Consider the following 26974-nt stretch of genomic DNA (forward strand, 5'->3'; position numbering starts at 1 on the left):
TTGTGAGAAAATACGAAGAAAAGCCCGGCGGAGACCGCCGGGCTTTGCCAATTATTCCAGCACCTGGATGACGGTGCGCGTCTGCGGGTCCACGATCACCCGCTGTTCGTTGACGACCGTATAACCATAGTCGGAATGGCCATCGACGCTGTGGATTTCCACTGTGTCGGGCATCACCCGGCCGATCAGGACGTCACCTTCATAGGCGGCGGAGGGAACCTGCTGTTCCAGTACGTAGGTGCGAACTTCACCCGGCACGACGACCGTCGATTCCGTGGTCACAGGGTCGGTCTGCTGGATGATGACGGTATCCTGCGCATAGGCGGTTGCCGACAGGGTCAGAAGCGCCGCCGTGGCAAGAATGAGCTTGGTCTGCATCGTCGTTCTCCTCTTTTGGATGCGGAAGAAACGACAATGTCCGGCTACGGTTCCCCGTAACCGTCATCTCCGGCGAAACCGATGCTCCAGAAACGTGCGATGGGAGGGTCGTAAAACCCTCCCATCGCCTCGGTGTCTGTCGATCCTGACCGGACGTTCGCCGATCGCGCCGGTCTTAGTGACCGTCGAAATGGCCGGCCGAAAGGGCCGGGGCCTGCGCGACCTTCACGGCGAAATTGATGCCGTTGATGACGGGTGCACCCGTCGAGCGGATTGCATTCGCCTTCAACAGGGCGTCCTGGCCGAGCGCCTCGATGGGCTCGACGGTCTTCGCATCGAGGTCGATCATGTAGAGAGCCGCATCGCCTTCCACGCCGATCACAACGGTATTTGCCATATTGCTTTCCTTTCTCTCGGGTTGCCGAAGCTTTTCGCGGGATCGCGAAAAGGCTCCATCTCTTTGTTTTCTCGCACGACCCAGTGCTAGAAACCTGCTTTCTTCAGGCCGGTCCGGTACATGTCCTTCTGCCACCGCTCCTTGATCGGGATGGCGGCGAGCCATGTTTCCAGGTCGAAATCCGGATTGAGCTGAAGCACGCGCCGACGCTCGGCGGCGGCCTCCTGCACATTGTCGAGCATGCCCCAGGCGGCAGCGGCAAGGCGCGCGGCAGGGGCGGAAACCTTCATGCGCTGGACGAAGTCGATCGCCTCCTCGTATCGTTCGAGGAAGAAGCAGGCGCCGGCCGCACTCCAGAGATAGGTGTCCGGCGGGATGAAATTGAGCGCGAGCGCCCGCTCGATGGTCGCCAGCCCCTCCAGCGGGCGGGAGGCGTGCACGAGGGAGTCCGCGAGACTGTAGATGGCATCCGCATAGTGCGGGCCGAGGCTGACGGATGTCGAAAGCGCCTCAACGCTCTCCTCGACCCCGCCCTGGTACAGACGCGCGACGCCACGCTCGCGATGGCCGAGCGGCGAAAGCGGGTTCTGCCGGATGGCCTCGCATGCCGCATTTTCCGCCGCCTGCAACAGCGCCTGGTCGTCGCGCCCGCGCAGCAGCCACTCCATGGTGAACGTGCGCGACAGCCCGCTCAGTGCCGGGGCGAAATCCTTGTGCTCCTCCAGCGCCTGCAAAAAGGCCTCGCGCGCCCAGAGGCTGTCTGCGAGCGTCACGGCCTTCAGCCGGTCCAGCCCCCGGAGATAGAGGTGGTAGGCGCGGGCGTTTCGCACATAATCGGCGTAGAACACCTCGTTGCGCTCAAGCTCCTGCGCGAGCTGCACCGTGACCGCCCGCGCGATTTCCCGGCGCTGATCCGGAAGGACGGCGACGTGCAGCGCGTACCGCGCCGCCCAGATCATCGTGTCGGAGGGCAGGAAGACGAGCTGGAGGAGCAGGCCTTCCGGCGTGCTGCGCGCGTCGAGGATATATTGGACCTTGTTGCGCTCCAGATGGTCGAGCCAGTCGGGCTCGTTGCGCAGGCAGCTCGCGGTATGGGGCGCGACGACGGAAACGGTGCGCATGGCGCACAAGCCCATGGTGATATCGTCGATCAGCGCACGGGCGAGTGCGACCTCGGCGGCCTTCGCCTTGCGGGTCAGTGGGGGCAGGAGGGCGATGCGCGGGTTCGGCAGGAACTGGTTGGGCGCCTCAAGCGGCGCGCCGGCAAAGGACGCTGGCCCCGTCGAGCGGGCGGCGGAATGCTCGGGACCAAGCGGGTAAGCCGGCATGCGACACGGCCCTTTGTCACGATAGGTGAAGTTGAATTAGAACTATGCTTCAACTTCCGGCAATCCGCAATCCACGATGGCAGCCGGCCCGCAATTTTCCAACGCGGGATGGAAGACAGGCCGGTAGCCGGCACTGAGTGCCCCCACGGTTGAGGATGGTGTCAGCAGCCCGTCAGCGCTGGCGAGGCGCTGCGGTGCGGCATATCCTTCCACCGTCCAGCGATAGGCAAGGCCGTCCCGAAGCGTAAACGCTTCCGTTCCGCGCGCAACGACCGCCCCGTCGGGCAGTGCCGCCAACGGCCCGGCGATCGGATGCATGCGTTTGCGGCGGCGGGCGACGCGCTCGGCATGGAGCACGGCGTCCATCACGCCGGCCAGGGGCGGCGCTTCGCCCCGCGCGGCGGCCCAAGAGGCCCGAAAACCCTCCGCCGCCTCCCGCCGGCAGAAGAAGCAGGGGCGATGGCCGGCGGCGAGGGCTATGGCCTCGTCGAGGAAGAACAGTTCGGTCCAGCTCCGCCCGCCCATCACCGCGCGGCGGCGGCCTTTATATTCGCAGACGCAGATCAGCCAGGCCTTGCTTGACCAGCGCTTGGTGAGAAGCGTTTTGGTCGCCGGATCGTGGATGATGCCGCGATTGCCGGTAAACAGGCCGCGTTGCGGGAGGGCGACGATCTCGCCGAAGGGCGTGACACGATTTTGCAGTGGCATGGCGTCTTCCTGGCTCACACGAACCACCACCATAACCTTAAATCGACGGCGCCGCCTCCCGTTCGAGCAACGCCCGTTTACGCTCGACACCCCAGGCATAACCGGAGAGCGCGCCGTCGGTGCGCACCACGCGATGGCAGGGAATGGCGATGGCAAGCGCATTCGCCGCGCAGGCGCCCGCCACCGCGCGCACCGCCGTCGGCGACCCGATGCGCCGCGCGATCTCGGAATAGGAGGTTCGTGCGCCGGCCGGGATTTCCGGCAGCGCCTGCCAGACACGGCGCTGGAACGCCGTGCCCCGCACATCGAGCGGCAATTCCAGCCCGATCCCGGGATTTTCGACGAAGCCGACGACGCGGGCGACCAGCGATTCATAGTCTTGGTCGGCGCCGACAAGGCGGGCTTTCGGAAAACGATCCTGGAGATCGCGGACCAGCGCATCCGGGTCGTCGCCAAGCAGGATGGAGGCGACGCCCTTCGTGCTGGAGGCGACGAGGATCGCGCCGAGCGACGTCTGGCCGACGGCAAAGCGGATCGCCTCATCGGCGCCGCCGGCGCGATATTGCGTCGGCGTCATGCCGAGCATGCCGGTCGATTTCTCGTAGAAACGCCCGCTGGAATTGAAGCCGGCATCGTAGATCGCCGCGGTGACGCTGTTGCCGGTTTCGAGGCCCTCACGAACCTTCTTCGCCCGGTCGGCGGCGGCATAGGCCTTCGGCGTCAATCCGGTCGCGGCCTTGAACATCCGGTGAAAATAACCGGCGCTGCGGCCGACCGCCTCCGCCAGCGCCTCCAAGGCCGGTTCCTCCTCGCTGTCCTCGATGATGCGGCATGCGCGCGCGACGAGCGCCGCATTCTCGCTTTCGAGCGACGGCCCTTCGGGATTGCAGCGCTGACATGGCCGGAAGCCGGTCGCCCGCGCGCTTTCCAGCGTATCGTGCAGCATCACGTTGCGCGGATTGGCCCTGCGGGATGGGCAGGAGGGGCGGCAATAGACGCCGGTCGTCGCGACCGAATACCAAAGACGCCCATCGGCCTCCTTGTCGCGGGCGACGATGCGCGCCCAGCGCGGATCGTCCGCCACGGATAACGTGGGTTGCGTGGATGCAGATCGGGTCATCGTCTTCGCCTTCCTGAAGGGATCGCGGTCACCATGCCTCCAAGCTGCGGCCGCCACACTCCGATCCTTGCTTTCAAATCCGGTGGAAGGCCACCCGATTTCAGATATGGATGGCGGCGCCGGTGAAGGCGAGGGCGGCTTCCTTGATGGCCTCGCTGTGCGTCGGGTGGGCGTGGCAGGTATAGGCAATGTCCTCCGCCGTCGCGCCGAATTCCATCGCCTGCGCGATCTGCGCGACCATCGTGCCGGCCACTTCGCCGATGAGATGGGCGCCGAGCAGGATGCCGGTCTTCTCCTCCGCCAGCAGCTTCACGAAACCCTCGGTATTGCCGTTTGCCTTGGCGCGGCTGTTGGCGAGCATCGGGAAGGTCGAGGCGCGGTAGGCGACGCCCTCGGCCTTCAGCGCCTGTTCCGTCTTGCCGACGGCGGCGATTTCCGGATCGGTATAGACCACGGCCGGGATGATGGCGTGGTTGACGATGCCGGGCTTGCCGGCGAGCCGTTCGGCAACCGCGATGCCCTCGTCCTCCGCCCGGTGCGCCAACATGGGGCCGCGCGTCACGTCACCGATTGCATGAATGCCCTCGACGCCCGTCCAGCCGCGGTGATCGACCGGTACGAAACCACCGTCATCGGGGGTGATGCCAACTGTTTCCAAACCGAGATCACCGGTATTCGGCTTGCGGCCGGTGGCAAGGAGCACGACGTCCGCCGTCAGTTCCGACGTGCCGCCATCGGCGGCGCGGAGGGTGAGGGTCGCGCCGCTGCTTCCTGTCTCGACGCCGGTGACGGCGATCGAGGCGAGGATCGTCATGCCCTGGCGGGTGAGGAGCTTCATCATCGCCGTGCGGATATCCTCGTCCATGCCGGGAAGGATGCGCTCGGCATATTCGACGACCGTCACCTTGGCGCCGAGACGGCGCCAGACGGAGCCGAGTTCGAGGCCGATGACGCCGCCACCGATGACGACGAGCCGCTCCGGCACGCGGGCGAGGGACAGCGCGCCGGTCGAGTCGACGACGATGCCGGCAGCATTGTCGACCGTCACACCGGCAAGCGTTGCCGGTTGCGAACCCGTAGCAATCACGATGGATTTCGCGCCAATCGTCTTCCCGGCGATCTCCACGCGGCCCGGTCCGGCAAGGCGCGCCCTGCCGGCAAGGCGGGTCACGCCATTCTTGCGAAACAGGAAATCGATGCCCTTGGTCAGCGAGGCGACGGTCGCGTCCTTGCGCTGCATCAGTTTGGCGAGATCGACGGAGACGGGGCCTGTGTCGATGCCGAAGTCGGCCATGTGGCCGTCACGGGCGGCTTCGAGCAGGTTTGTTGCGTGCAGCAAGGTCTTCGAGGGAATGCAGCCGACATTGAGGCAGGTGCCGCCAAGCGTCGGGCGCTCCTCGATGCAGGCTGTCTTCAGGCCGAGCTGCGCGGCGCGGATGGCACAGGCATAGCCGCCGGGACCGCCGCCGATCACCAGCAGATCATAGTCATGGGAAGCGGTCATTGCGGCCAGCTTTCAAGCGTTTCGACGAAGCGGGTCAGCCAGGTGTTGGTCTGGTGGCCGTCGAGCGAGCGATGGTCGATGGTGAGCGAGACATAGGCCATGGGTCGGATCTGGATCGTGTCGACGCCGTCCACCTCCCGCACCACGACCCGCTTTTCCAGCTTGCCGACGCCGAGGATCGCCGATTGCGGCTGGTTGATGATGATCGGCGTGGCGACCAGCGAACCGGAAACGCCATGGTTGGAAATGGTGAAGGTGCCGCCCCGCATGTCGGCCGGCGTCAGCGCTTTCGCCCGCGCGCGGGACGTGAGATCCTGCAGGCGCGCGGCGATGCCGGAAAGCGAGAGGTTTTGCGCCTCGCGGATGACGGGCACGACGAGGCCGTCGTCACCCAGTGCGGTGCCGATGCCGACGTTCACATCCTCGAAGACCTCCAGGCGATCGTCGAACCAGCGGCTGTTGACCGCCGGCACGACCTTCATGGCGGCAACGCAGCCCGCGACGATATAGGCAGTGTAGGAGAGCGAGACGCCGGAAGCGGCAAACGCGGCCTTGTTCTTCTCGCGATGGCGCATCACGGCGCTGAAATCGGCCTCGAACACCGCGGTGACATGCGGTGCCGTGGAGACGGACATCTGCATATGCTCGGCGATGGCGAACCGCATGGGCGAGTGTCTGATCGAGCGTGAGCGCAGGTCGCCGCTCGGCTTTTCCACCCGGGGCGGCGGTGTCTTGGCAGGTTGCGGCGGCGCGGCAAGGGCCGCCTCATGCGCGGCATCCATGTCGGCACGCGTCACGCGCCCGCCCTTGCCGGAACCCGTCACCGTTGCCGGGTCGATGCCGTATTCCTCGGCCGCGCGCCGCACCGCCGGGGAATGGTGCATCGCTTGCGTCACGACCGGCGCGGCCTCCTTCGCGGCGGCGGGTGCGGCCACCACGCGCGCCTCCGCAGAACCCGCGAGCTTGATCCGGCCGAGTACCGCGCCGGGCTCCGTCTTTTCGCCGCTCTGCATGAGGATTTCGTGCAGGGTGCCGGTGATGGGCGCGGGGATTTCCTGGGTCACCTTGTCGGTTTCGAGCTCGACGAGCGGATCGTCGAGCGCCACCGTCTCGCCCACCGCCTTCAGCCAGTTGCGCACGACCGCCTTTGTGCCTTCCTGTTCCTCAGGGGCAAGAACATCGATCAGATCGGCCATACTCAAAACTCCAGCAGCGCGTCGATCTTGGCGCGGATTTTCCCGACCGAAGGCACCGCCCAGTCGAGCAGCACCGGATTGTGCGGGCTCGGTATGTCCGGCATGGTGAGGCGCGAGACCGGCGCGTCGAGGTCCATGAAGGCCTCGTCGGCCACCACGGCCGAGATTTCCGCGCCAAAACCGGCCGTGCCGAGATCCTCATGCACGATGAGGCAGCGCCGGGTGCGGCGCACGGATGAGAGCACCGCCTCCCGGTCCCAGGGCATCAGGGTGCGCAGGTCGATGACATCGGCCGAAACGCCGTCCGCGGCCTCCTCGCAGCGATGCACCATCGCGCCCCAGGTGACGAGCGTGATCCTGTCGCCCCGGCGCGTGAAGTTCGCCTTGCCGAAGGGCAGGGAAAAGTCGTCGCCGGGATAGGGACGGCGTGCCCAGGCGTGGTCCAGCATGGCGCGGTGCTCGAAGAAGATCACTGGGTCGTTGCCGCGGAGACTCGTGCGCAGCAGGCCGACGGCATCCGCCGCATTGGACGGCACCGCGACCTTCCAGCCAGGCTGGTGCACGAAGGCGACCTCGTTCGTCTGGCTGTGCCAGGGGTCGCCGCATTTGAAATAACCGCCCGGCATGCGCAGCACCATCGGGGCCGCAAACCGGTTGTTGGTGCGCCAGCGGATCGTGCCGCAATCGTTGATCTGCTCGGTGGCGGGTTCGGCATATTTGCGGAACTGGATTTCCGGCACGGGCATCAGGCCGGCAAGCGCCATGCCGACGGCCCGGCCGACGATGCCTTCTTCCGAAAGCGAGGTATCGAACACCCGCTCGCTGCCGAACTTTTCCTGAAGCCCCAGCGTCACGGCATGCACGCCGCCCTTCGGACCTATATCCTCGCCGAACAGCACGACGCGCTCGTTGATCGACAGTTCATGGTCGAGCGTGCGGCGGATGGCGGTGACCATGTTGATGCGCTGGCCGTCCGCCTGCGCCGTGGCGACCGTCTCCGGCGCCGTATAGCCGTGGCGGATCTGCCCGCCCATCACCTGCACCTCGCCGTCGAAGAAGACGTGCCGGGTCACCGTCTCGGGCACGGCCGTCGGGCGGGCTTCGGCTGCGATGCGCGCCGCCTCGGCTGTCTGCCGTGCGTCCTCATCCGCGGCGTTCCACTCCGCCTCACTGAGCACGGCGGGCACGATATAGTCTTTCAGGCGCGGCAGCGGATCGCGCGCCCATTCGCTGCGCACGGTCTCCTCGTTCTTGTAGGCCTGGGTATCCTGGAAACTGTGGCCTTGCAGGCGTGGCACGGTGAGGCGCAGCAGGACAGGGCCGCGGCTACGGCGCACATGCTCCACCGCATCACCGGTGAGGCGCGCGGCGGCCGCGGGATCGGTGCCGTCGCCCTCGAAGATCGTCAGGTTCTTCCAGCCGGACAAATTGGCGGCGATGTTGCCGCCGGGCGTCTGGATGGTCGAGGGGACCGAAATGCCGTAGCCGTTGTCCTCGATGTAGAAGAGCATCGGCAGGGCCTGGGTGGTGGCGATGGTGAGTGCCGACCAGAACCCGTTCGAGGCGACCGAGCCATCGCCGCCGAGCACCACGGCGATGCTCTCGCGATACTCCGCCTTGCCCAGCACGTCGGCATAATATTTGACCGCCTGCGCCCAGCCGGCTGTCGGCGTATATTGCGCGCCGACGCCGCCGCACATGGGGAGCGCCGATGCGCCATCGAGATTCGGATAGTTGAAGACGACGCCGATGTCGCGCCCGTCGGAATAGCCGCCGGCGCGGCCCATCGCGGAACCCAGCGCATCGGCGGGATCGACGCCGAGCGAGAGCAACAGCGGCCGGGAGCGATAATAGCCGCAGGTCGCGTCATGCCGGTCGGTGAGGTGGCTGCCGAGCATGATCTGCGCCATGTCGTGGCCGCGGGCGGAGAACTGGTAGAGCACCTTCTTCTCCGGCACGAGGCGGGTTTCCTCCATCTCGTCGAGCGCGCGCGACAGGTGCATCAGATAGGTGATGCGTTTCCAGTCGACGGTTTCGTCCGGCGCGTTTCGGGCGATAGGTTTGAGAGCGGCCTGTGCCATGGTTTCCTCCCGCATGTGCATGGATGGAAAGTGTAGGACGCGGCAGGCGAAAAAGCGTTTCAAACAGCGCGCAGTTTGCGGTACAAATGAAACGTACGTATCTAATTTTTAGGTTTTACGATGAATCCCATTCAGCTTGACGCCATCGACAGGAGAATCCTGAAGGTCCTGCAACGGCGTGGCGATATCAGCCACGCGGCGCTCGCCGAGGAGGTCGGCGCCTCCAGCGCCTCCTGCTGGCGGCGGATCAAGGCGCTGGAAGAGGCGGGCGTTCTCGGGCCAACCGTTCGCCTGCTCGATCCGGACCGCATCGGCCGCGGCCTCAACGTCTTCTGCCAGGTGCGCATGAAGTCGCATGACCCCATCGCGCGGCGGGATTTCGAGCGCTTCGTGCAGACGCACGAGGAGGTGCTGGAATGTTATTCCATGTCCGGCGAATGGGATTACCTGATCCGCGTCGTCGTCAAGGACGTCCGGGATTACGAGCAGCTTCTCATGCAGGCGATCCTGACCCATGAGGCGGTCGCGAACTCGTCCTCGCATTTCGCACTGAAGAGCGTGAAATACACGACCGAACTGCCGCTTTGACGGCCTCAGCCGCGGGCGCGGCGCTTGAGCTGCTGCTCGCGGAAGAAGATGAAGAGGCCGGAGGCGACGATGAAGCCGGCGCCGATCAGCATGGCGGGGCGGGGCAGATCACCGAAGAAAATCCACCCGAAAATGACGGCCCAGAGCAGCAGCGTATATTGCAGCGGCACGACGGTTGCGGCATCCGCCAGCTTCAGCGAGCGGTTGACCAGCATGTGCGCGCTCATCGCGACGATGCCGAGCAGGCTCAGCAGACCGAGACCGGCGCCGCTGACCGGCGCCCAGCCGGACGGATCGGCGAGACACCAGACACCCGCGAAGATCACCGCCGCCCCCATCTGCCAGAAGACGAGCGTGGTATCCGGCGCGGCGCGCAGCGACCGGCCGAGCACCATGGCCACGCTGAAGGCGAGGCTGCCGGCAAGCGCGATGAGGGCGGGCAGCGTAAACGTGTCCTTCGACGGCTCCAGCGCGATGACCACGCCGACGAAGCCGATGATGATCGCCGTCCAGCGCCGCCAGCCGACCTTTTCGCGCAGCAGAAGAGGCGACAGCGCCGCCACGTAGATCGGCGCGGCAAGCCAGTAGGTCATCGCATCGGCGAGCGGCATGTAGGCGACGGCGAAGTAGAAGGCGGATGCCTCGAACGCATAGAGGGCAGAGCGCAGGAAATGCAGTTTCGGGCGATCGACATCGATGAGCTGCCGCCATCCCGTGCGCCACAGGAAGGGCGTCAGCACCAGCATTGCAGCGGCGCTGCGGATCAGCATGAGCTGGCTGACGGAATAGGTGGCCACCAGCCACTTGCCGAGCACGTCGTTCAGCGAAAACATGGCCATGCCGAGCAGCATCAGCATCACGCCAAGGCGGGCAGTGCCGGAGGCGGGCGAGGAAGCGGTGATATCGGTCATGGCGGAAACTCGGATCTCGGGATGGGAGGGCTGTGACACATTCCACGGGGCCGATCCAGTCAGCAATTTTGATAGCTGCATCAAGCATCTGTTGATCCCGAACGAGAGGGATGGAACAGTGCGGGTGGATATTGTTTACAAGGGTCATTTCATGACGGACGAAAAGACAGGCAAGTGCCGGCTGCGATCGCAGGACTGGTTCGACAACCGCGACCATATCGACATGGCGGCGATCTATCTCGAACGCTTCATGAACTACGGCATCACGCCGGAGGAACTGCGCTCCGGCAAGCCGGTGATCGGCATCGCGCAGAGCGGCAGCGACCTGACGCCGTGCAACCGCCATCACGTCGACCTCGCCAAGCGGGTGCGCGACGGTATCCGCGATGCCGGCGGCATCCCCATCGAATTCCCGACGCATCCGATTTTCGAGAATTGCAAGCGGCCGACCGCGGCGCTCGACCGCAACCTCGCCTATCTCGGCCTCGTCGAGATTCTCTACGGCTATCCGCTCGACGGCGTCGTGCTGACCACCGGCTGCGACAAGACCACGCCGTCTGCTCTGATGGCGGCCTCGACGGTCGATATTCCGGCGATCGTGCTCTCCGGCGGGCCGATGCTCGATGGCTGGCACGAAGGCGACCTCGCCGGCTCCGGCACCGTCATCTGGCGCTCGCGCCGCAAGCTTGCGGCCGGCACGATGGATGAGGAGGAGTTCTTGCAGGCGGCAATGGATTCCGCGCCCTCCATCGGCCATTGCAACACGATGGGCACCGCCTCGACGATGAATGCGCTGGCCGAAGCGCTCGGCATGTCCCTGACGGGTTGCGCCGCCATCCCGGCCGCCTATCGCGAGCGCGGCCAGATGGCCTATCGCACCGGCCGTCGTGCGGTGGAGCTCGTGCTGGAGGATATCCGCCCCTCGCACATTCTCTCGCGCGAAGCCTTCCTCAATGCGATCCGCGTGAACTCGGCAATTGGCGGCTCGACCAACGCGCAGCCGCATCTGATGGCGATGGCGAAACATGCAGGCGTCGAGCTGAAGCCGGAGGACTGGCAGGTGCACGGCTACGACATTCCGCTGCTCGCCGATGTGCAGCCGGCCGGGCGTTTCCTCGGCGAGCGTTTTCACCGCGCCGGCGGCGTGCCAGCGATCATGAGCGAGTTGCTGGATGCCGGAAAGCTTCATGGAGGCTGTCCGACCGTGACGGGGCGCACTGTTGCGGAAAATCTGGAAGGGCGTGCGGCAAGCGACCGCGAGGTCATCCGGCCCTATGCCGAACCGCTCAAGGAGCGGGCGGGCTTCCTCGTTCTCAAGGGCAATCTGTTCGATTTTGCCATCATGAAGACCTCGGTGATCTCGCCGGAGTTTCGCGCGCGTTATCTGAGCGAGCCGGGCCGGGAAGGCACGTTCGAGGGCAAGGCCGTCGTCTTCGATGGCTCGGAGGATTACCACAGGCGCATCAACGATCCAGCGCTCGGCATCGACGAGCGCACCATCCTCGTCATCCGCGGTGCGGGGCCGCTCGGCTGGCCGGGCTCGGCGGAGGTCGTCAACATGCAGCCGCCGGATCATCTCTTGAAACGCGGCATCACCAGCCTGCCGACCATCGGCGACGGGCGCCAGTCCGGCACCGCCGACAGCCCGTCGATCCTCAACGCCTCGCCGGAAAGTGCCGCCGGCGGCGGGCTTGCGTGGCTTCGCACCGGCGATGTGATCCGCATCGACCTCGAAAACGGGCGGTGCGACATGCTGGTGGAGACGTCGGAAATCGAACGCCGCAAGGGCGACGGCATTCCGCCGGTGCCGGCGGACGCGACGCCGTGGCAACGGCTCTACCGCAAGACGGTGACGCAACTTTCGGACGGCGCGGTCATCGAAGGGGCCGCCGATTTCCGCGAAATCGCCAGAGCGCCGCCGCGGCACAACCACTGATCAGCCCGGCGGAATATTGCGCGGCATCCAGCCGTCTTCTTCGCAGGAGCATGGCCATGTCAACGGAGGTGCAGCATGAAGAACGGCAAGGTGTGGGGCTGGGTGATGATCGTCGCCGGCGCCTGGTGGCTGGCCTCCGGCCTGCTGATGAACGATATGGGCGGTCTTGCGAGCCTCGGCTACAATCCAGACGCACCGTTGAGCTTCGGCCTCGCGCCGGGCCGCTTCCTGTTCGGGATCGCCATCAACGGCCTGATCCTTTTTTCCGGCATAAGGGCGGTCATGCAGGCAAAGCAGGCCGAAGCCCAGGCCTCAACCCCGCCGGGCGACCAGAATCCCGGCTAGCACGATGACGCCGCCCACCGCCTGCATCACGCCCACCGGTTCGGCAAGCAGTATCCATGCGAGGATGGCGGCGACCACGGGCTGCAAGAGCAAGGTCAGCGACGAGAAGGCCGTCGGCAGGTAGGCGAGCGCATAGGTCACGAGACCCTGGCCGCCGACATGGCTGATGAAGGCGAGGCCGACAACCATCGCCCAGCCGAAGAGGGTGATGGGCAACATGCCGCCCTCGAAGAAGAAGGCGATCGGCAACATGCAGACGGCGGCCGAAAACGTCGTCCAGACCATGATGCGCAGCGTCGAGAAACGCGAGCGAACATGGCCGAGCGCCAGCATGTAGCAGGCATAGAAGATGGCGGCGACGATGGCGGTCGCATCGCCCGCAAGCTGCCCGCCGCCAATTGCCGCCGGCCCACCCTTCAGCACGATGACGCCGACCAGTGCCAGCGCAAGCCCCGCCAGGAAGATCGGCGTAATGCGCGTGCGAAAAATCAGCCAGGAGCCGAGCGTCACGAAAACGGGTGCCAGATTGGCCAGCAGCGTCGCATTGGCGACGGAGGTCATGTGCAGCGACAGGTGCCAGGCGACGAGATCGATGGCCAGGAAGATGCCGGGCAGCAGAAGCACGACATAGTCGCGCAGTCCGGCCGGCTCTTCATCCGCTTCCCTGGCAACGCGCGATATCAGGAAGAACGGCAGCAGCGCCAGAGAGACCCGCCAGAACGCCGTTGCCAACGGCCCCACTTCCGACAGGCGGACGAAAATCGGCGAGCCGCCGATGGCCGCGCCCCCGATCAGAAGGGCTGCGAGCGCAAGGCGGCGATGGGTGGAAACGGCAATCGGGAACAAGGCAGCGGTCCGGGCATCAGGATGCCAGCGAGCTATCAGACTGCACCGGGTTGAACCAGACGGGCGCCGCTAATTTAGCGGAAAACTTTGCATCCATGACGGCGCCCTTTCGAGCGCCGCCCATGTTGTTCAGCAAACCTCGCCCCCTCTCCACGTCATCCTCGGCCTTGAGCCGAGGACCCATGCCGCGGGTGAGGCATGGATGCTCGGGTCAAGCCCGAGCATGACGGAGGAGGGGTTGTCGCCAGGCTGCCTCAAGCCGCATCCGGCCGGTGAACCGTCTTCACCTCAAGAAAATCCTCAAGGCCGAAGATGCCGCCCTCGCGGCCGTTGCCGGACTGCTTGTAGCCGCCGAAGGGGCTGCCGTAGCGGTGCGGGCCGCCGTTGATGTGCACCATGCCGGCGCGAAGCCGGGCGGCGACGCGCTCGGCGCGGTCCGGATTGCCGGTTTGGAGGTAGGCTGCAAGGCCGTAAGCGGTGTCGTTGGCAATCGCGATCGCTTCCTCTTCGGTGTCGAAGGGGATGATCGAGAGCACCGGGCCGAACACTTCCTCACGCGCGATGCGCATGTCGTTGTTGACGTCGGCAAAGATCGTCGGCTTGACGAAATAGCCGGTCTCGAAACCCTCCGGCTTGCCGGGGCCGCCGACCAGAACGCGCGCGCCTTCCGCGACACCCGCCTCGATCAGCGCCTGCACGCGGCCGAACTGGATGTGCGAGACGAGCGGACCGATGTGGACGCCTTCCTCTTCCGGGTTGCCGACCTTGGCTTCCTTGCCGGTGCGCTCGGCGATCTCGACCACCTTGTCATAGACCGAACGTTCGACGAGCATGCGGGTCGGCGCGTCGCAGGACTGGCCGGAATTGTTGAAGCATTCCCGCACGCTGCCGGCGACGCGGTCTTCGAGATCCGCATCGGCGAAGACGATGTTCGGCGACTTGCCGCCGAGTTCCAGCGTGACACGCTTGACCGTCTCGGCCGCATCCTTGCTGACGGCGATGCCGGCGCGGGTGGAGCCCGTGAAGGACATCATATCGACGTCCTTGTGCTTGGAAAGCGCCGCACCGCATTCGAGGCCATCGCCGTTGACGAGGTTGAACGTGCCCGCAGGGAAGCCGGCCTCATGCACCATTTCCGCATAGAGCAGGGCGTTGAGCGGCGTGAACTCGGATGGCTTCAGCACGCAGGTGCTACCGGTCGCGAGCGCCGGGACGACCTTCAGCGCGATCTGGTTTATCGGCCAGTTCCACGGCGTGATGAGGCCGCAGACGCCGATCGGCTCGCGGCGCACGACGTCGCCGTTCGGCAGCACTTCGCGGCCCTTCAGGCGCTTCAGGCCTTCGATGAAGCCCTGGAGGTGACCGACGCCGACATCCGCCTGCTGCTCGGTGCTCATGGTGATCGGCGCGCCGAGTTCGAGCGTGATGGTGCGGGCCATCTCCTCATAGCGGCGCTTGTAGATGTCGAGCAGCTTTTCGAGCAGCGCCAGGCGCTCTTCGGCGCTGGTCTGGCTATAGGTCGCAAAGGCCTTCTTGGCGGCAGCGACGGCGCGGTCGATATCGGCGGCGGTGCCCATGGAGATGACCGCAATCGGCTTTTCCGTTGCCGGGTTGATCACCGAAAGGTCGTTGGGCTTCAGCGGATCGACCCACTGGCCGTCGATGTAGAATTTGCGCTTGTCGAGCATGTTTTTCTCCCGTCACTTCTGTTTTTCATCAAGCCAGCCCTTGATGAGCTGGCGGTAGCGGTCTCCGCCGAAACTTGGAAAATGGCCGCCATGCACCAGCCGCACGGGCAGGGTCAGGAGCCGTTCCATCGAGGCGATGTAATCCCCCAAGTCGGAATGGTAGGTGTCCTCGATCAGCGGGCCATCGTAGACGATGTCGCCCGAGAAGAGAATTTCGGTTGCCTTTTCGTGGAGCGCAATACCCCCCGGGGAGTGTCCCGGCGTGTGGATGACCTCGAACTGCCGGTCGCCGAGGTCGATGACGTCGCCGTCCTCAAGGATGCGCGTCGCGGGCGCCCGCTTCACCGCGTAACATTTCGAGCAATAGGGTTCGGGCGGCAGCGCGTCGAAGATGTCGTCGGTAACATAGGGGTCGGCGAGCGTGTTTTCCCGCGTCGGATTGGCGAGCAGATCCGCCTCGGCGGAATGCACGGCGCGGCACTCGAATTCGTGATGGCAGCCGATATGGTCGAAATGGGTGTGGCTCGCCACCGCGATCAGCTCGCGCTCCGTGACGACGGGCACCCATTCGCGCAGCGAAACGACGCCCATGCCGCTATCCACCAGCATGTCGCGGTCGCGCCCGCGTATGTGCCAGATGTTGCAGCGGTAGAATTCCTGGATGTAAGGCTCGGAAATATAGGTCACATCGTCGTCGAGGCGACGAACGCTGTACCAATCCTCCGGGCGGATGCGCTGCATTTATTCTACGACTCCCGCTCCGTCCTGAAGCACGACGATGCTATCCGCCTTTAGCCGAAGGTCAAGCTCGGCACCAACTTGCGGATTGTCGGTCTGGGGAAGATGGGCGGTCAAGGACGTGCCCTCGGCCGCGACGTGGCAGCGGTGGTGCGTGCCGAAGAAGGCGCTGCCGGTGATGCGGCCGCGGCCGAGCGAGACGGTCGGCACATCCGTGTTCCCGCTCCGAAAATGCTCCGGGCGGATGCAGAGCGTGACATCGCGGCCCGCCGCCGGAAGGCCGGACACGAAGGCGGAGGCAGGCAGGGCAACGCGGCCAAGGGCGGTTTCCACTTCCGCCTCGTTTGCCGCCGTGCCGCGCACCTTTGCCGGCAAAAAATTCGCCTCGCCCATGAAGCCGGCGGAAAACAGCGAGCGCGGACGCATGTAGATCGAGGCCGGCGTGCCGACATCCTCGATGCGGCCCTTGTTCATCACGACGATGCGGTCGGCAATCGCCATTGCCTCCTCCTGGTCGTGCGTTACATGCACGAAGGTGGTGCCGACACGCTTCTGGATCGCCTTCAATTCATCCTGCATCTGGCGGCGCAGTTTCAAGTCGAGCGCGCCAAGCGGCTCGTCGAGCAGCAGCACGTCCGGATCGACCGCCAGCGCGCGGGCGAGCGCCACGCGCTGCCGCTGGCCGCCGGAAAGCTCGTGCGGCTTCTTGGCGGAGGACGCCCTGAGCCCGACTAGATCGAGCAGGGAGAACGCCTTCTTGTAGCGCTCCGCCTTGCCCATGCCGCGCATGCGCAGGCCGAAACCGACATTGTCGCGCAGGCACATATGCGGGAAGAGCGCGTAGTCCTGGAACATGGTGGTGGTCGGGCGCTTTGCCGGCGAGACATGGGTCATGTCGCGCCCGCCGATCGAAACCGTGCCGGAAGTCGGCTCGATAAAGCCGCCGAGGATAGAGAGCAGGGTCGTCTTGCCGCAGCCCGACGGGCCGAGCAGCACGATGAACTCGCCGGCGGCGATATCGAGCGACACGTCGTCGAGTGCCCGGAAGGCGCCGAAGACCTTGGTGGCGTTGCGAATGGAAACGTCGGCGGTCATGAGGCTTTCTTTCTGAAGACGGTGAGTTCCATGACGACGAGGAACGCGACCGAGACGAGGAAGACGACGCTGCCGATGGCGTTGGTCCTCGGGTCGAGGCCGGAGCGCAGCATGCTCCAGATCTCGACGGGCAGCGTCACGTCGAAGCGCGACAGCAGGAAGGCGACGATGAACTCGTCCCAGCTGAAGGTGACGGAGAGGAAGAAGGCGGCGAGGATCGACGGCAGCAGCATGGGTGCGGTGATCAGCAGCATGACCTGCCAGTCCTTCGCGCCGAGATCGCGCGCCGCCCGCTCGATATTCACCTGATGCCCACCCATCGAGGCATAGATGATCGCAAAGCACAGCGGCAGGTTGATCACCACATGGCCGATACCGACGGTGACGAGCGAGAGCCGGAGCCCGGTAAGGTTCAGCACGGAGAGCAGGCCGAGGCCGATGATCAGCGTGCTCACCGTCATCGGTGCAACGATGAGGCCGCGCAGGAGACCGGAGGCGGGCAGCGTGTAGCGCGCGAAGGCATAGGCCGCGAGGAAGCCGAGCACGCAAGCGACCGCTGAGGAGGCAACCGCGACGATCAGCGAGTTGCCGAGCGCGGCCATCAGCTTGCCGTCGGAAAAGATCGCCTCGTACCAGCGCAGCGTGAGCCCGTTCAGCGGCGGCACGGGCAGCGTGCCATCCTGGAAGGAGAAGAGCACCAGCACGACGACCGGCAGGAAGATGAAGAGGTAGATGAGGCCGGCATAGAGCGCGGCAAGGGCGGTGGTGAGGTGGCGCATGTTACGTCCTCTCCATCTTCAGCCAGCGGGCGCAGGCGATATAGGCGATGGTCACGACGACCATCAGAACCAGCGAGAGCGCGGCCGCCATCGGGAAATCCGCCCGCCTTCCGAGTTGCAGCATGATGACCTGCGGCAGAACCAGCTCGTTGTTGCCGCCGAGAATCTGCGGCGTGATGTAGTCGCCGATGCACAGCACGAAGGTGAGAAACGCCCCGACCATGATGCCGGGCAGCGTCAGCGGCAGCACGACGTGCCAGAAGGTCTGGAAGGCGTTCGCGCCGAGGTCGGCCGCGGCACGGCGGTAGTTCGGCGAAAGCTGAATGAGGTTGGCGTAGATCGTCAGCGTCAGCAGCATGACGAAGAAGTGCACGAAGCCGATGATCGTGCCGGTGCGGTTGGCGGATAGCTCCAGCGGTTCGGCGATGACGCCGAGCCAGAGCAGCGCCTGGTTGACGACGCCGCCCTTGGAGAGCACCAGCAGCCAGGAATAGGAGCGCACGACATAGGACGTCCAGAAGGGCAGGATCGCCATGATGAGGGCAAAACGCTGCCACTTCTTCGGCACGCGCTCGGCGATGATCCAGGCGAGCGGATAGGCAAGCAGGATGGAGATGACGGTGACGGCCGCGGTGATCTCCAGCGAGACGACGAGCCCCTTGAAGAGATGCGCCTTCTCGAAGAAGGCGACATAGTTGTCGAGCGTCCACGTAGCGACGATCTCGCGCCCCTGCCGCGTCCAGAAACTGATCGCCGCCATATAGGCGAAGGGCACGAGGAAGAAGAACCCCGTCCAGAGCAGGGCCGGCAGGGCAAAAGCCCAGGCCTTGCGGCGCTCCGCGCGCTCATAGGCAGTGGCGGTCATGGGGGTTGGTCCTCGTCAGTGCTCGGGGCGTGGATCCTCGGGTCAAGCCCGAGGATGACGGAAGAATAGAGGTTTGGCGACTAAAGCGACGACAAAGCATGCAGCGCCGTTCGATGGGGCAGGCTCACACCCTCCCCACTGTCATCCTCGGGCTTGACCCGAGGATCCACGCATCCCCCGAACCTTACTGCTGCAACATCTCAGTCCAGACATCCTGCATCGCCGCATCCATGTCGGCGTCGGCGACCGGGTAGAGCTGCGAATTCTTCAGGTAGTCCGGTTGCTTGTCCCAGCGCAGCGCCGCCTTCTGCGGGTCGGTGAGGTGCCCGCCCGCCTTGGCATTGGCTGGCATCGCCCAGTAGCAGGACGAGGTAGCAAGCCGCGCCTGGCCCTCGGGGCTGACGATGTACTGCACGAATTTCAGCGCCAGATCCTGCTTCTCGGAGTCCTTGAAGACGCCGATCGACTGCGCCCAGCGCAGCGCGCCCTGCTTGGGGATCGTCCAGTCGAGGTTCGGCTTTTCGCCGGAAAGACCGGCCGTCAGCCACTCGCCGCCACCGACGACGATGTCCACTTCACCGGTCGCTAGCGCCGTCTGCGAGGCGACGACGTCGCTCACCTGGCGGGCGACCTTCTTCATCTCGAAGAGCTTTTCCTTGATCGCCGGCAGGTCTTCCTGCTTGAGGTCGGCGGTTTTCTTGCCGATGCCGACACCCGTGAGGCCGACCATCGGCAGGTAATAATCATAGAGCGCGATGCGGCCCTTGTACTTGTCCGACCAGATGACGGAAAGATCGTCCATGTCGGCCGGATCGACCTTCGTCTTGTCGAAGGAAATGGTGTTGTAGCCGAATTTTTCGGTGACGGCGTAGACCTTGCCGTCCTTGGTCGTCGTCTCTTCCATGCGCACTTCTGGGAAGAGATCACCGAGCGGCAGCTTGTCGGCCGGCATTTCGCCCAGAATATCCATGTCGATGGCGCGCGGCACGTCGACGGCGTCGATCACCAGCACGTCCCAGTCACCGGGGCGGGACTGCTCGATGATCGAGATCGCGGCACCCGTGCCCTCATATTCCTTGAGGTTGACCTTGACGTTGTTGGCCTTTTCGAAGGGCTCGACCAGCGCCGGATCGGTGTGGTCGCACCAGACGAGCGCGTTCAGCTCATCCTGCGCCTGCGCGCCGGCAGGAGCGAGAACGAACACGGCTGCGGTGGCAAGAAGCATGCGGCGGGAGAACCCGCTTGAAACGGTTTTCGTCATCATCTTTCCCTCTGGCTGAAGGCTTTTGGCCCAGGCGAATGGCACTCATTCCGGTGCCTTGAGAAAAAGATTGAACGAATTCATTTTTTAAGTCAATCTCATTTTTGAGGAGATTCCAACGGAGGATTCCATGGCTGGATTGCGTGCAAAACAGAAGGCGGACAAGACCCGTCGCATCCTTGAAGCCGCGACCACGCTGTTCCGCGAGCAGGGGTATGACAGCGCCCGCATCGAGGACATTGCCGAGATGGCGGAGGTTTCCGTTGGCACGCTTTACAACTACTACCAGAACAAGGGCGACATCCTCGTCGCCACCGTCGCGATGGAAGTGACGGAAGTGCTGGAGGGCGGCGCCCGCATCGTCGCCAATCCGCCGCTCAACGTGGCGGAAGCGCTGCGCACGCTGATCGACCAATATTACGACCACTCGCTCTATTACCTCTCCAAGGAGATGTGGCGCACCGCCATGGCGATCTCCATCCAGCAGCCGGAAACGCCGCTGTCGCGGCGCTATACCGAGCTGGACGGACAGCTCTGCGCCCAGGTTGTCCAGCTCGTCGAGACGCTGAAGGCGCGCGGCGTGATCCAGGCCGGCGTCGACGCCAAGGCGATGGGCGAGGTTTTCTTCAACAATCTCAACATGATGTTCATCGAGTTCTGCAAGGTCGATGCCATGCCGCTCGAAGAGCTGAAGGCGCGCGTGAACGCCCAGCACGAGCCCATCGCCGCCCTCATCAGCAGCATCAAGATCGTCTGAGCCGCAGGTAAATGCCATGACCGATATGGAAACCGCCGTCCTCACCGCCGCCGATACCCTGGTGAGCGCCTTCGCCCGGCATGACCGCGCGGCCTATTTTGCCGCCTTCGCGCCGGAAGCGACCTTCCTCTTCTACAATCTCGACCGCACGCTCGACGACCGCGCCGCCTATGAAGCGGAGTGGGCGCTGTGGGAGACGCGCGACGGCTTTCGCGTGCTGGGCTGCCGTTCCACGGACCGGAAAGTCCGGCTCGTCGGCGACGTGGCGATCTTCACACATGCCGTGGAGACCGACGTTTCGGTGGGTGGCGAAACCATGACGAACAACGAGCGAGAGACCATCGTTTTTTCGCGTGATGCCGCCGGCCGATGGCTCGCGGTGCACGAGCACCTTTCGGCCGCCGCCTGATCTAGCAGCACGCCTCCTCGGCCTTGCCGCTCGCCAACTGTTCGAGGATCGGACAGTCCGGCCGGTCGTCGCCATGGCAATGGGCGGAAAGGTGTTCCAGCGTGTGCACCATCTCCTGCAGCAGGCGCATCTTTTCCTTCATCTCGTCGACATGCTGGTTCGCAATGCGCTTCACGTCGCCGGAGGCGCGCGCGCGGTCCTGCCAGAGCGCCAGCAGGTCGCGGATCTGGGCGATGGAAAAGCCGAGGTCACGCGCCCGGCGGATGAAGGAGAGCGTCGAGAGATCCTTCGGCCCATAGGTGCGATAGCCAGCGCCGGTGCGGCCGGCCTCACGAATGAGGCCGATCGATTCGTAGTGCCGGATCATCTTGGCGGAGACGCCCGTCGCCTCCGCCGCTTCGCCGATATTCATGCCTGGTCTCCCTTGCGAAATGTAAGACGAAAACGCTTGAGCCGCAGCGCGTTCGACACCACGAACACGCTGGAAAGCGCCATGGCGCCGGCTGCGAGCGCCGGTGAAAGCTGGATGCCAAAGGTGGGATAGAGCAGGCCGGCAGCGACCGGGACCAGCGCGACATTGTAGCCGAAGGCCCAGAACAGGTTCTGGCGGATGTTGCGCATCGTCGCCCGCGACAGCGCGATGCCGACGGCGACACCGCGCATGTCGCCCGCCATCAGCACCACGTCGGCGCTTTCGATGGCGACATCCGTGCCCGTGCCGATGGCGATGCCGGTATCGGCCGCAGCAAGCGCCGGAGCGTCGTTGATACCGTCGCCGACGAAGGCGACCTTCTTCGCGCCGCCGGCCGAAAGCTGGCGCACCGCCGCGACCTTGCCGTCCGGCAGCACTTCCGCCAGCACCCGGTCGATGCCGAGCTTTTGCGCCACGGCTTCGGCGGTCCGGCGGTTGTCGCCGGTGATCATCGCCACTTCAATCCCGAGCGCCTTCAGCGCGGCAATCGCTTCCTTGGTCGTCGGCTTCACCGGATCAGTGACGGCAAAGAGCGCCGCCAGCCGGCCGTCGATGGCGGCATAGAGCGGCGAGGCACCCTCGGCGGCGAGCCGGTTTGCGTGGCTTGCGAAGGGCGAGACATCGAGGCCGCGCGCCTGCATGAAGCCGACCGAACCCGCCTCCACCCTGCGGCCGGAAACCTCTGCCGAAATGCCCTGGCCGGAGCTCGCCACGAAGCCGGTTGCCGCCGGAAGGTCGATGCCCTCCGCGACCGCCGCTTCATGGATGGCGGCGGCGATCGGGTGCTCGGAATGCACTTCCGCCGCAGCGACCAGCGCCAGCACCTCGTCGCGCGAAAACCCTTCTGCCGGCACGATCTCCGTCAGCGTCGGATGGCCGAGCGTCAGCGTGCCGGTCTTGTCGACGGCGACGATGTCGGTGCCTTCCAGCGTCTGAAGCGCGGTGCCCTGGCGAAAGAGCACGCCAAGCTCCGCCGCACGGCCCGTGCCGGTGATGATGGAGGTGGGCGTCGCAAGCCCCATCGCGCACGGGCAGGCGATGATGAGCACGGCAACGGCATTGACCAGGGCATGGGCGAGCGCCGGGCTCGGGCCGAACACCAGCCAGAGGCCGAAGGTCACGAGGGCGACGGCGATGACGGCCGGCACGAACCATTGCGTGACGCGGTCGACCAGCGCCTGGATCGGCAGCTTTGCCGCCTGTGCGTCCTCCACCATGCGGATGATCTGCGAGAGCACCGTGTCTGCGCCGACGCGGGTGGCGCGGAAGGTGAGCGAGCCGGTCGTGTTGACCGTGCCGCCGGTGACGAGGTCGCCGGCCTGGCGCGCGACGGGCATCGGCTCACCCGTGATCATCGACTCGTCGATGTACGAGCTGCCCTCCGTCACCTCGCCATCGACCGGCACTTTTTCGCCCGGGCGCACCAGCACGATATCGCCCGGCACGACGCTTTCGAGAGCCACATCCTCCGCTTTGCCATCGCGCAGCACGCGGGCGGATTTGGCGCGCAGGCCGGCAAGATGGCGGATCGCCTCGCCGGTGCGCCCCTTGGCGCGCGCCTCCAGGTAGCGCCCAGCGAGGATGAGCGTGACGATGACGGCGGCGGCCTCGAAATAGACGTTCGCGGTGCCGCCCGGAAGCAGGCCCGGCGCGAAGGTCGCGACGGTGGAGAAACTCCAGGCGGCGAGCGTGCCGATGACGACGAGAGAGTTCATGTCCGGCGCCAGCCGCGCGAGCGCCGGAATGCCCTTGCGGAAGAAGCGCAGGCCGGGACCAGCCAGCGCCAGCGTCGCCAGCACGAACTGGATGATCCGGCTCGTCTGCATGCCGAGCGTCTCGTGAATGTAATGGCCGAAGGACGGGAAGGCATGCGCGCCCATTTCCATCACAAAGAGCGGCGCCGTCAGCAGCGCGGCGATCACCAGATCGCGCCGCAGGATGTTCGCTTCCGCGGCGCGGCGGTCGTCCTCGGCGGGTGTCGCGGCGGTCTCACGGATGGCCTTGTAGCCCGTGCGTTCGATCGCGGCGGAAAGATCCTCGAAACTCGCCGCACCCTTGACGAGGCGGACGCGGGCGCGCTCCTGCGCGAGGTTGGCGGTCGCCTCGATCACGCCCGGCACGGCTTTCAGCGCCTTTTCGACCCGGCCGATGCAGGAGGCACAGGTCATGCCCTCGACGGGGAACTCGATGACCTCTTCCGTGACGCCGTAGCCAGCCTTGCGCACCGCTTCCGCCACGGCCGCTACGTCGGGCGCGCCGTCGAAGGTCACATCGGCTTTTTCCGTCGCGAGATTGACGGCAGCGCCGGCGACACCCGGCACCGTTTCGATGGCCTTCTCGACGCGGCGCACGCAGGACGCGCAGGTCATGTCGGAGATGGAAAGTTTTACGGTCTGGCGGTCTGCCGGCGGTGTGGTGGTGAGCATGGTGCACCTTTCATCCTGTGTCGGATAGATCGTGCACCTTCCCATCATGTCAAGGTCAAGCGGCTTTTTGCCGCTCAGGCCGGCGAATAGCCTTCTGCCGCGATAACGGAGGCGACAGCGGCCCGATCACCGGCATTTTCGATCGAAACGCGCTTCGTGGCGAGGTCGATATCGACCTTGGCGGCCGGATAGGCGGCGATAACAGCGCCGGTGATGGTCTTTGCGCAATGGCCGCAGGTCATGTCCGGCACGGTGAAGGCGAGGGTGGTGCTGTTGCTCATGGAACGTCTCCTGATGTGTGGCCAGCAGGATGCCGCCTTCCCCCATGGGAAGGTCAAGCCCCAAGTTTTACGCCTACAGCGTTTCCGCCATGGCCCGCACGAGGGCGGCCGCGGAGGCGGCACCGGGATCGAGATGGCCGAGCGAGCGCTCGCGCACGCGGGCGGCGCGGCCCTTGGTGGCGACCATGGTGGCGGTCGCGGCCGCGCCATTGTCGGCGGCCGTCGTCACCGCTTTCCAGAAATCCTGTTTCGACCGGCCATCGGCGACCGCGGTCGCGGCGGCCTCCGCCGCGGGCAGCCAGACGTCGAGCATGGTCTTGTCGCCGCGCTGTGCCTTGCCGCGATCGCGGATGCCCTCGGAGAAGGCGGCCAGCATGTCACGGCAGGCGGCAAGGTCGAGCTCCTTGCGGCCGGCGAGCGCTTGTGCGGCGCGGCGCAAACCGGTGGCGTAGAGCGGGCCAGTGGAGGCGCCGACGGCGTCGAGGAAACCGGTCGCGGCTGTCTGCATCACCTCGGACGGGCTCGCCGCGTCGAGATCGAGCGCGGCGAGCGCCTTGTTCACCGCCTTGAAGCCGAGCGACATGGTGATGCCGTGGTCGCCGTCGCCGATCGCGCCGTCCAGCTCGGAAAGATGATCCTTCTCCGCCTCGATCGCCTCGGCCATGCGCCCGAACATCCTGGCGAGAGCCCGCGCCGCGCTTTCCGACATGTCTTCCTCCACACTAAGGCATTTCAGGGCGTGTTGACGGTTAGAATCGACGACCGGCATGGATGGTGCATGAGGTCGGTGAGCTGCCGGTCGAGATGCAGGATCGAGATGGAGGCGCCGACCATGTCGAGCGAGGTACAATAGTGCCCCACCCAGCTCGCCTCGATCGTGATGTTCTTGGCCGACAACCGCTGCTCCACCCGGCGGAACAGGATGTAGAGTTCCATCAGCGGCGTGGCGCCGAAGGAATTGACCAGCACCGCCACGCGGTCGCCGGGCTCGGCTTTCATCTCCTTGAAGATGTTGTCCATGATCGTATCGACAATCTCGTCGGCGGTGCGGATGCGCTCGCGCGAGACGCCGGGCTCGCCATGGATGCCCATGCCGAGCTCCATGTCGTCCGGGCCGATCTCAAAATTGTGCCGCCGAGTCTGCGGCATGGAGCAGGATTCGAGCGCGACGCCCACCGTGAAGGTGCGGTCGTTTGCCTTGCGGGTGACGGCCTCGCATTCGTCGAGCGTCAAACCACGGTCGCAGGCCGCACCCGCCACCTTGAAGACGAAGAAATTGCCGGCGACGCCGCGGCGCCCCTCCTTGTCCTCGACCGGCGAGGAGGCGATGTCGTCCGTCGTCAGAACCGTGCGGATCGGGATGCCCTGTTCCTCGGCAAGCTCCGCGGCCATCTCGAAATTCATCACGTCGCCGGCATAATTGCCGTAGACGAAGAGCACGCCGGCGCCACCGGAGGCCGCGACCGCGCATTTGACGATCGGGTCGGGCGGCGGGGAGGAGAAGATATTGCCGATCGCCACCGCGTCCGCCAGTCCCTTGCCGACATAGCCGACGAAACAGGGTTCGTGGCCCGCGCCGCCGCCGATGACGAGGCCGACCTTGCCCGGCCGCGGGCCATCGCGGGCGACGAGCGCGCGGCGCGAGCCGGCGACCGGCTCGAGATAGGGCTTGTGGGCGGCGATCAGGCCGTCCAGCATTTCCTCGACCACATCATTGGGATTGTTGAGGAATTTCTTGACGTGGCTGCGGTAGCTGTTGGCGACCGGCACGCTCTTCTGGCGCTGCGAGAGTTTTCCGTCGAGGCTCGTCACGCCATCGGCACGCAGGATGCCGGCGCCGGTCGCGGCGTCCGTCACCAGCACGTTGACGTAACCGCCACGCAGTGCGGCAAGCAGGGCCGGTACCTTGTCGAAGCCGCCGGCGACGGCAACGCGGGTGCCGATGCCGCGCAGCATTTCCAGCGAAATACCGATCGTACGATCATCGAGGGGGCCGGCGACGGGGCGGCCGCGTTCGTCGATGAAACGCCCGGCGAGAACGCCGGCTGCGCCCTTGGCGAGATAGTGCTGCAAGGGCACGGATTCGAAGAAGCCGCTCGTGTGGATCGTCGAATTGGGACGCAGCGACGAGATGCCGAAGACGATGCGGTTGGCGCGCGCGAGCGTGTCGAACTGTTCGCGGATCAGCGGTTCGGCGAGCAGCATGCGGTGCATTTCGCCCGAGGCGACGACGGCGGGGGCGGTGATGTTGACGCAGCGCGCCGCGATAGCGCGGGCAACGGCCGCCGTGGTCAGTTCCGGCGTATAGGCGAAGCTGGCGGTCGTACCGCCCGTCGCCTGAACGACGGTGACGTCCTGCAATGGACCCATTTCCAGATGTTCGCCGACCGACAGGATCGTGCGACCCCAGGCGACGGCGAGCGTGTCGCCGGACTTGATCATCTTCGCGAGCGCCTGCGCGCCGGCCGCTCCCAGCCTGCCGATCAGCGGGCGCGAATCGTCGTCGTTCGGCACGACGAGGCAATCCGAAAGCCCGAAATGGCGCTTGAGTTCCTGCGCGATGGTGAGGGAGGCGAGGCGGGCGGGCTCGATGGAGATGTTGACGATGCCCTTTTCGCGGGCGTCGGCGAGGTAGCTGTTGACGGTGGCGCGCGACACGCCCATCGCCTCGGCGATCTCGCCCTGTGTCATACCGTCTTCATAATAGAGCCAGCAGGCCCAGACATAGGGGTCATCGCCGTAGCGCAGCGGGATCGAATCCACGCCTTCCGGCCCGTTCACCCGGCCGATGCCGCCCTTGCGCGGCGAGGAAGTCTTCAATGCCATCGGTTTCGCCGGTCCCCCTTTTGGCGGCGAACATGAGAG

The 26974-nt window shown here is 65.5% G+C and carries 26 protein-coding genes; 5 read left to right on the plus strand and 21 right to left on the minus strand.

All coding sequences use genetic code 11. The features are described from left to right. Positions 1-51: 51 nt before the first annotated feature. The 8 genes from AC1RWL_RS08295 to AC1RWL_RS08330 form a co-directional block, all read right to left on the minus strand. A complete protein-coding gene (locus AC1RWL_RS08295; protein ID WP_435265873.1) occupies positions 52-378 on the minus strand; it encodes a DUF1236 domain-containing protein in 327 nt (108 codons plus the stop codon). A gap of 175 nt (positions 379-553) precedes the next feature. After that, positions 554-775: a hypothetical protein gene (locus AC1RWL_RS08300; protein WP_256116266.1), complete on the minus strand. Its 222-nt coding sequence runs from the start codon at positions 773-775 to the stop codon at positions 554-556. An 86-nt stretch (positions 776-861) separates the two neighbouring features. After that, on the minus strand, positions 862-2103 hold the full coding sequence (locus tag AC1RWL_RS08305; RefSeq protein WP_256116265.1) for a tetratricopeptide repeat protein: 1242 nt from the start codon (positions 2101-2103) through the stop codon (positions 862-864). A 42-nt stretch (positions 2104-2145) separates the two neighbouring features. Further along, positions 2146-2811 (minus strand): hypothetical protein, encoded by a 666-nt coding sequence (locus AC1RWL_RS08310; protein ID WP_493094228.1) that lies wholly within the window; start codon positions 2809-2811, stop codon positions 2146-2148. A 37-nt stretch (positions 2812-2848) separates the two neighbouring features. After that, entirely contained in the window at positions 2849-3931 is a 1083-nt protein-coding gene (ada, locus tag AC1RWL_RS08315) for a bifunctional DNA-binding transcriptional regulator/O6-methylguanine-DNA methyltransferase Ada (protein WP_493094229.1), read from the minus strand. Positions 3932-4031: 100 nt separating this feature from the next. Further along, positions 4032-5435 carry a dihydrolipoyl dehydrogenase gene (gene lpdA / locus AC1RWL_RS08320; protein ID WP_493094230.1) on the minus strand — a complete coding sequence of 468 codons (1404 nt, stop codon included), beginning with the start codon at positions 5433-5435 and terminating at the stop codon, positions 4032-4034. Next, on the minus strand, positions 5432-6631 hold the full coding sequence (locus AC1RWL_RS08325) for a dihydrolipoamide acetyltransferase family protein (RefSeq protein WP_493094231.1): 1200 nt from the start codon (positions 6629-6631) through the stop codon (positions 5432-5434). The genes lpdA and AC1RWL_RS08325 overlap by 4 nt, the downstream gene beginning before the upstream one ends. 2 nt (positions 6632-6633) lie before the next feature. Next, a complete protein-coding gene (locus AC1RWL_RS08330; protein ID WP_493094232.1) occupies positions 6634-8712 on the minus strand; it encodes an alpha-ketoacid dehydrogenase subunit alpha/beta in 2079 nt (692 codons plus the stop codon). A gap of 120 nt (positions 8713-8832) precedes the next feature. On the opposite strand from AC1RWL_RS08330, the gene AC1RWL_RS08335 reads away from it, so the two are divergent. Further along, on the plus strand, positions 8833-9300 hold the full coding sequence (locus AC1RWL_RS08335; RefSeq protein WP_493094233.1) for an Lrp/AsnC family transcriptional regulator: 468 nt from the start codon (positions 8833-8835) through the stop codon (positions 9298-9300). Positions 9301-9305: 5 nt separating this feature from the next. Here the strand turns inward: AC1RWL_RS08335 and AC1RWL_RS08340 are convergent, their stop codons facing one another. Further along, entirely contained in the window at positions 9306-10211 is a 906-nt protein-coding gene (locus tag AC1RWL_RS08340; protein WP_256116257.1) for a DMT family transporter, read from the minus strand. Between the two features lie 151 nt (positions 10212-10362). On the opposite strand from AC1RWL_RS08340, the gene AC1RWL_RS08345 reads away from it, so the two are divergent. Both AC1RWL_RS08345 and AC1RWL_RS08350 read left to right on the plus strand, forming a co-directional pair. Then, positions 10363-12147 carry an IlvD/Edd family dehydratase gene (locus tag AC1RWL_RS08345; protein ID WP_493094234.1) on the plus strand — a complete coding sequence of 595 codons (1785 nt, stop codon included), beginning with the start codon at positions 10363-10365 and terminating at the stop codon, positions 12145-12147. Between the two features lie 75 nt (positions 12148-12222). Further along, a complete protein-coding gene (locus AC1RWL_RS08350; RefSeq protein WP_439625221.1) occupies positions 12223-12492 on the plus strand; it encodes a hypothetical protein in 270 nt (89 codons plus the stop codon). On the opposite strand, the gene AC1RWL_RS08355 is transcribed toward AC1RWL_RS08350, so the two are convergent. The 7 genes from AC1RWL_RS08355 to AC1RWL_RS08385 form a co-directional block, all read right to left on the minus strand. After that, the gene (locus AC1RWL_RS08355) at positions 12460-13338 is read right to left on the minus strand and encodes a DMT family transporter (protein ID WP_493094235.1); all 879 of its coding nucleotides are present in this window, start codon (positions 13336-13338) and stop codon (positions 12460-12462) included. The two genes, AC1RWL_RS08350 and AC1RWL_RS08355, sit on opposite strands and share 33 nt — an antisense overlap. A 254-nt stretch (positions 13339-13592) precedes the next feature. Beyond that, positions 13593-15026 (minus strand): aldehyde dehydrogenase family protein, encoded by a 1434-nt coding sequence (locus tag AC1RWL_RS08360; protein ID WP_493094236.1) that lies wholly within the window; start codon positions 15024-15026, stop codon positions 13593-13595. A 12-nt stretch (positions 15027-15038) separates the two neighbouring features. After that, positions 15039-15767 (minus strand): MBL fold metallo-hydrolase, encoded by a 729-nt coding sequence (locus AC1RWL_RS08365; protein WP_493094237.1) that lies wholly within the window; start codon positions 15765-15767, stop codon positions 15039-15041. Beyond that, positions 15768-16859 (minus strand): ABC transporter ATP-binding protein, encoded by a 1092-nt coding sequence (locus AC1RWL_RS08370; RefSeq protein ID WP_493094238.1) that lies wholly within the window; start codon positions 16857-16859, stop codon positions 15768-15770. Beyond that, on the minus strand, positions 16856-17638 hold the full coding sequence (locus AC1RWL_RS08375) for an ABC transporter permease (protein WP_493094239.1): 783 nt from the start codon (positions 17636-17638) through the stop codon (positions 16856-16858). Before AC1RWL_RS08375 ends, AC1RWL_RS08370 begins: the two co-directional genes overlap by 4 nt. Position 17639: 1 nt before the next feature. Next, positions 17640-18503, minus strand: a complete 864-nt coding sequence (locus AC1RWL_RS08380; protein WP_493094240.1) for an ABC transporter permease — start codon at positions 18501-18503, stop codon at positions 17640-17642. 184 nt (positions 18504-18687) lie between these two features. Beyond that, positions 18688-19728 carry an ABC transporter substrate-binding protein gene (locus tag AC1RWL_RS08385; RefSeq protein ID WP_493158315.1) on the minus strand — a complete coding sequence of 347 codons (1041 nt, stop codon included), beginning with the start codon at positions 19726-19728 and terminating at the stop codon, positions 18688-18690. A gap of 166 nt (positions 19729-19894) precedes the next feature. On the opposite strand from AC1RWL_RS08385, the gene AC1RWL_RS08390 reads away from it, so the two are divergent. Together AC1RWL_RS08390 and AC1RWL_RS08395 are read left to right on the plus strand one after the other, a co-directional pair. Next, positions 19895-20521: a TetR/AcrR family transcriptional regulator gene (locus AC1RWL_RS08390; RefSeq protein ID WP_439625207.1), complete on the plus strand. Its 627-nt coding sequence runs from the start codon at positions 19895-19897 to the stop codon at positions 20519-20521. 16 nt (positions 20522-20537) lie between these two features. Then, positions 20538-20930: a YybH family protein gene (locus AC1RWL_RS08395; protein WP_493094242.1), complete on the plus strand. Its 393-nt coding sequence runs from the start codon at positions 20538-20540 to the stop codon at positions 20928-20930. Between the two features lies 1 nt (position 20931). Here the strand turns inward: AC1RWL_RS08395 and cueR are convergent, their stop codons facing one another. From cueR to AC1RWL_RS08420, 5 genes are all read right to left on the minus strand, one after another. Further along, positions 20932-21342: a Cu(I)-responsive transcriptional regulator gene (gene cueR / locus AC1RWL_RS08400; protein ID WP_256116243.1), complete on the minus strand. Its 411-nt coding sequence runs from the start codon at positions 21340-21342 to the stop codon at positions 20932-20934. Then, entirely contained in the window at positions 21339-23828 is a 2490-nt protein-coding gene (locus tag AC1RWL_RS08405) for a heavy metal translocating P-type ATPase (RefSeq protein ID WP_493094243.1), read from the minus strand. Before AC1RWL_RS08405 ends, cueR begins: the two co-directional genes overlap by 4 nt. Positions 23829-23902: 74 nt before the next feature. Then, entirely contained in the window at positions 23903-24109 is a 207-nt protein-coding gene (locus AC1RWL_RS08410) for a heavy-metal-associated domain-containing protein (RefSeq protein WP_493094244.1), read from the minus strand. A gap of 73 nt (positions 24110-24182) precedes the next feature. Beyond that, the gene (gene dhaL, locus AC1RWL_RS08415; RefSeq protein ID WP_493094245.1) at positions 24183-24818 is read right to left on the minus strand and encodes a dihydroxyacetone kinase subunit DhaL; all 636 of its coding nucleotides are present in this window, start codon (positions 24816-24818) and stop codon (positions 24183-24185) included. Positions 24819-24841: 23 nt separating this feature from the next. Then, on the minus strand, positions 24842-26935 hold the full coding sequence (locus AC1RWL_RS08420; RefSeq protein ID WP_439615877.1) for a bifunctional sugar-binding transcriptional regulator/dihydroxyacetone kinase subunit DhaK: 2094 nt from the start codon (positions 26933-26935) through the stop codon (positions 24842-24844). Positions 26936-26974: the final 39 nt, after the last annotated feature.

This window comes from Shinella sp. GW821-FHT10F02 (assembly GCF_058809275.1).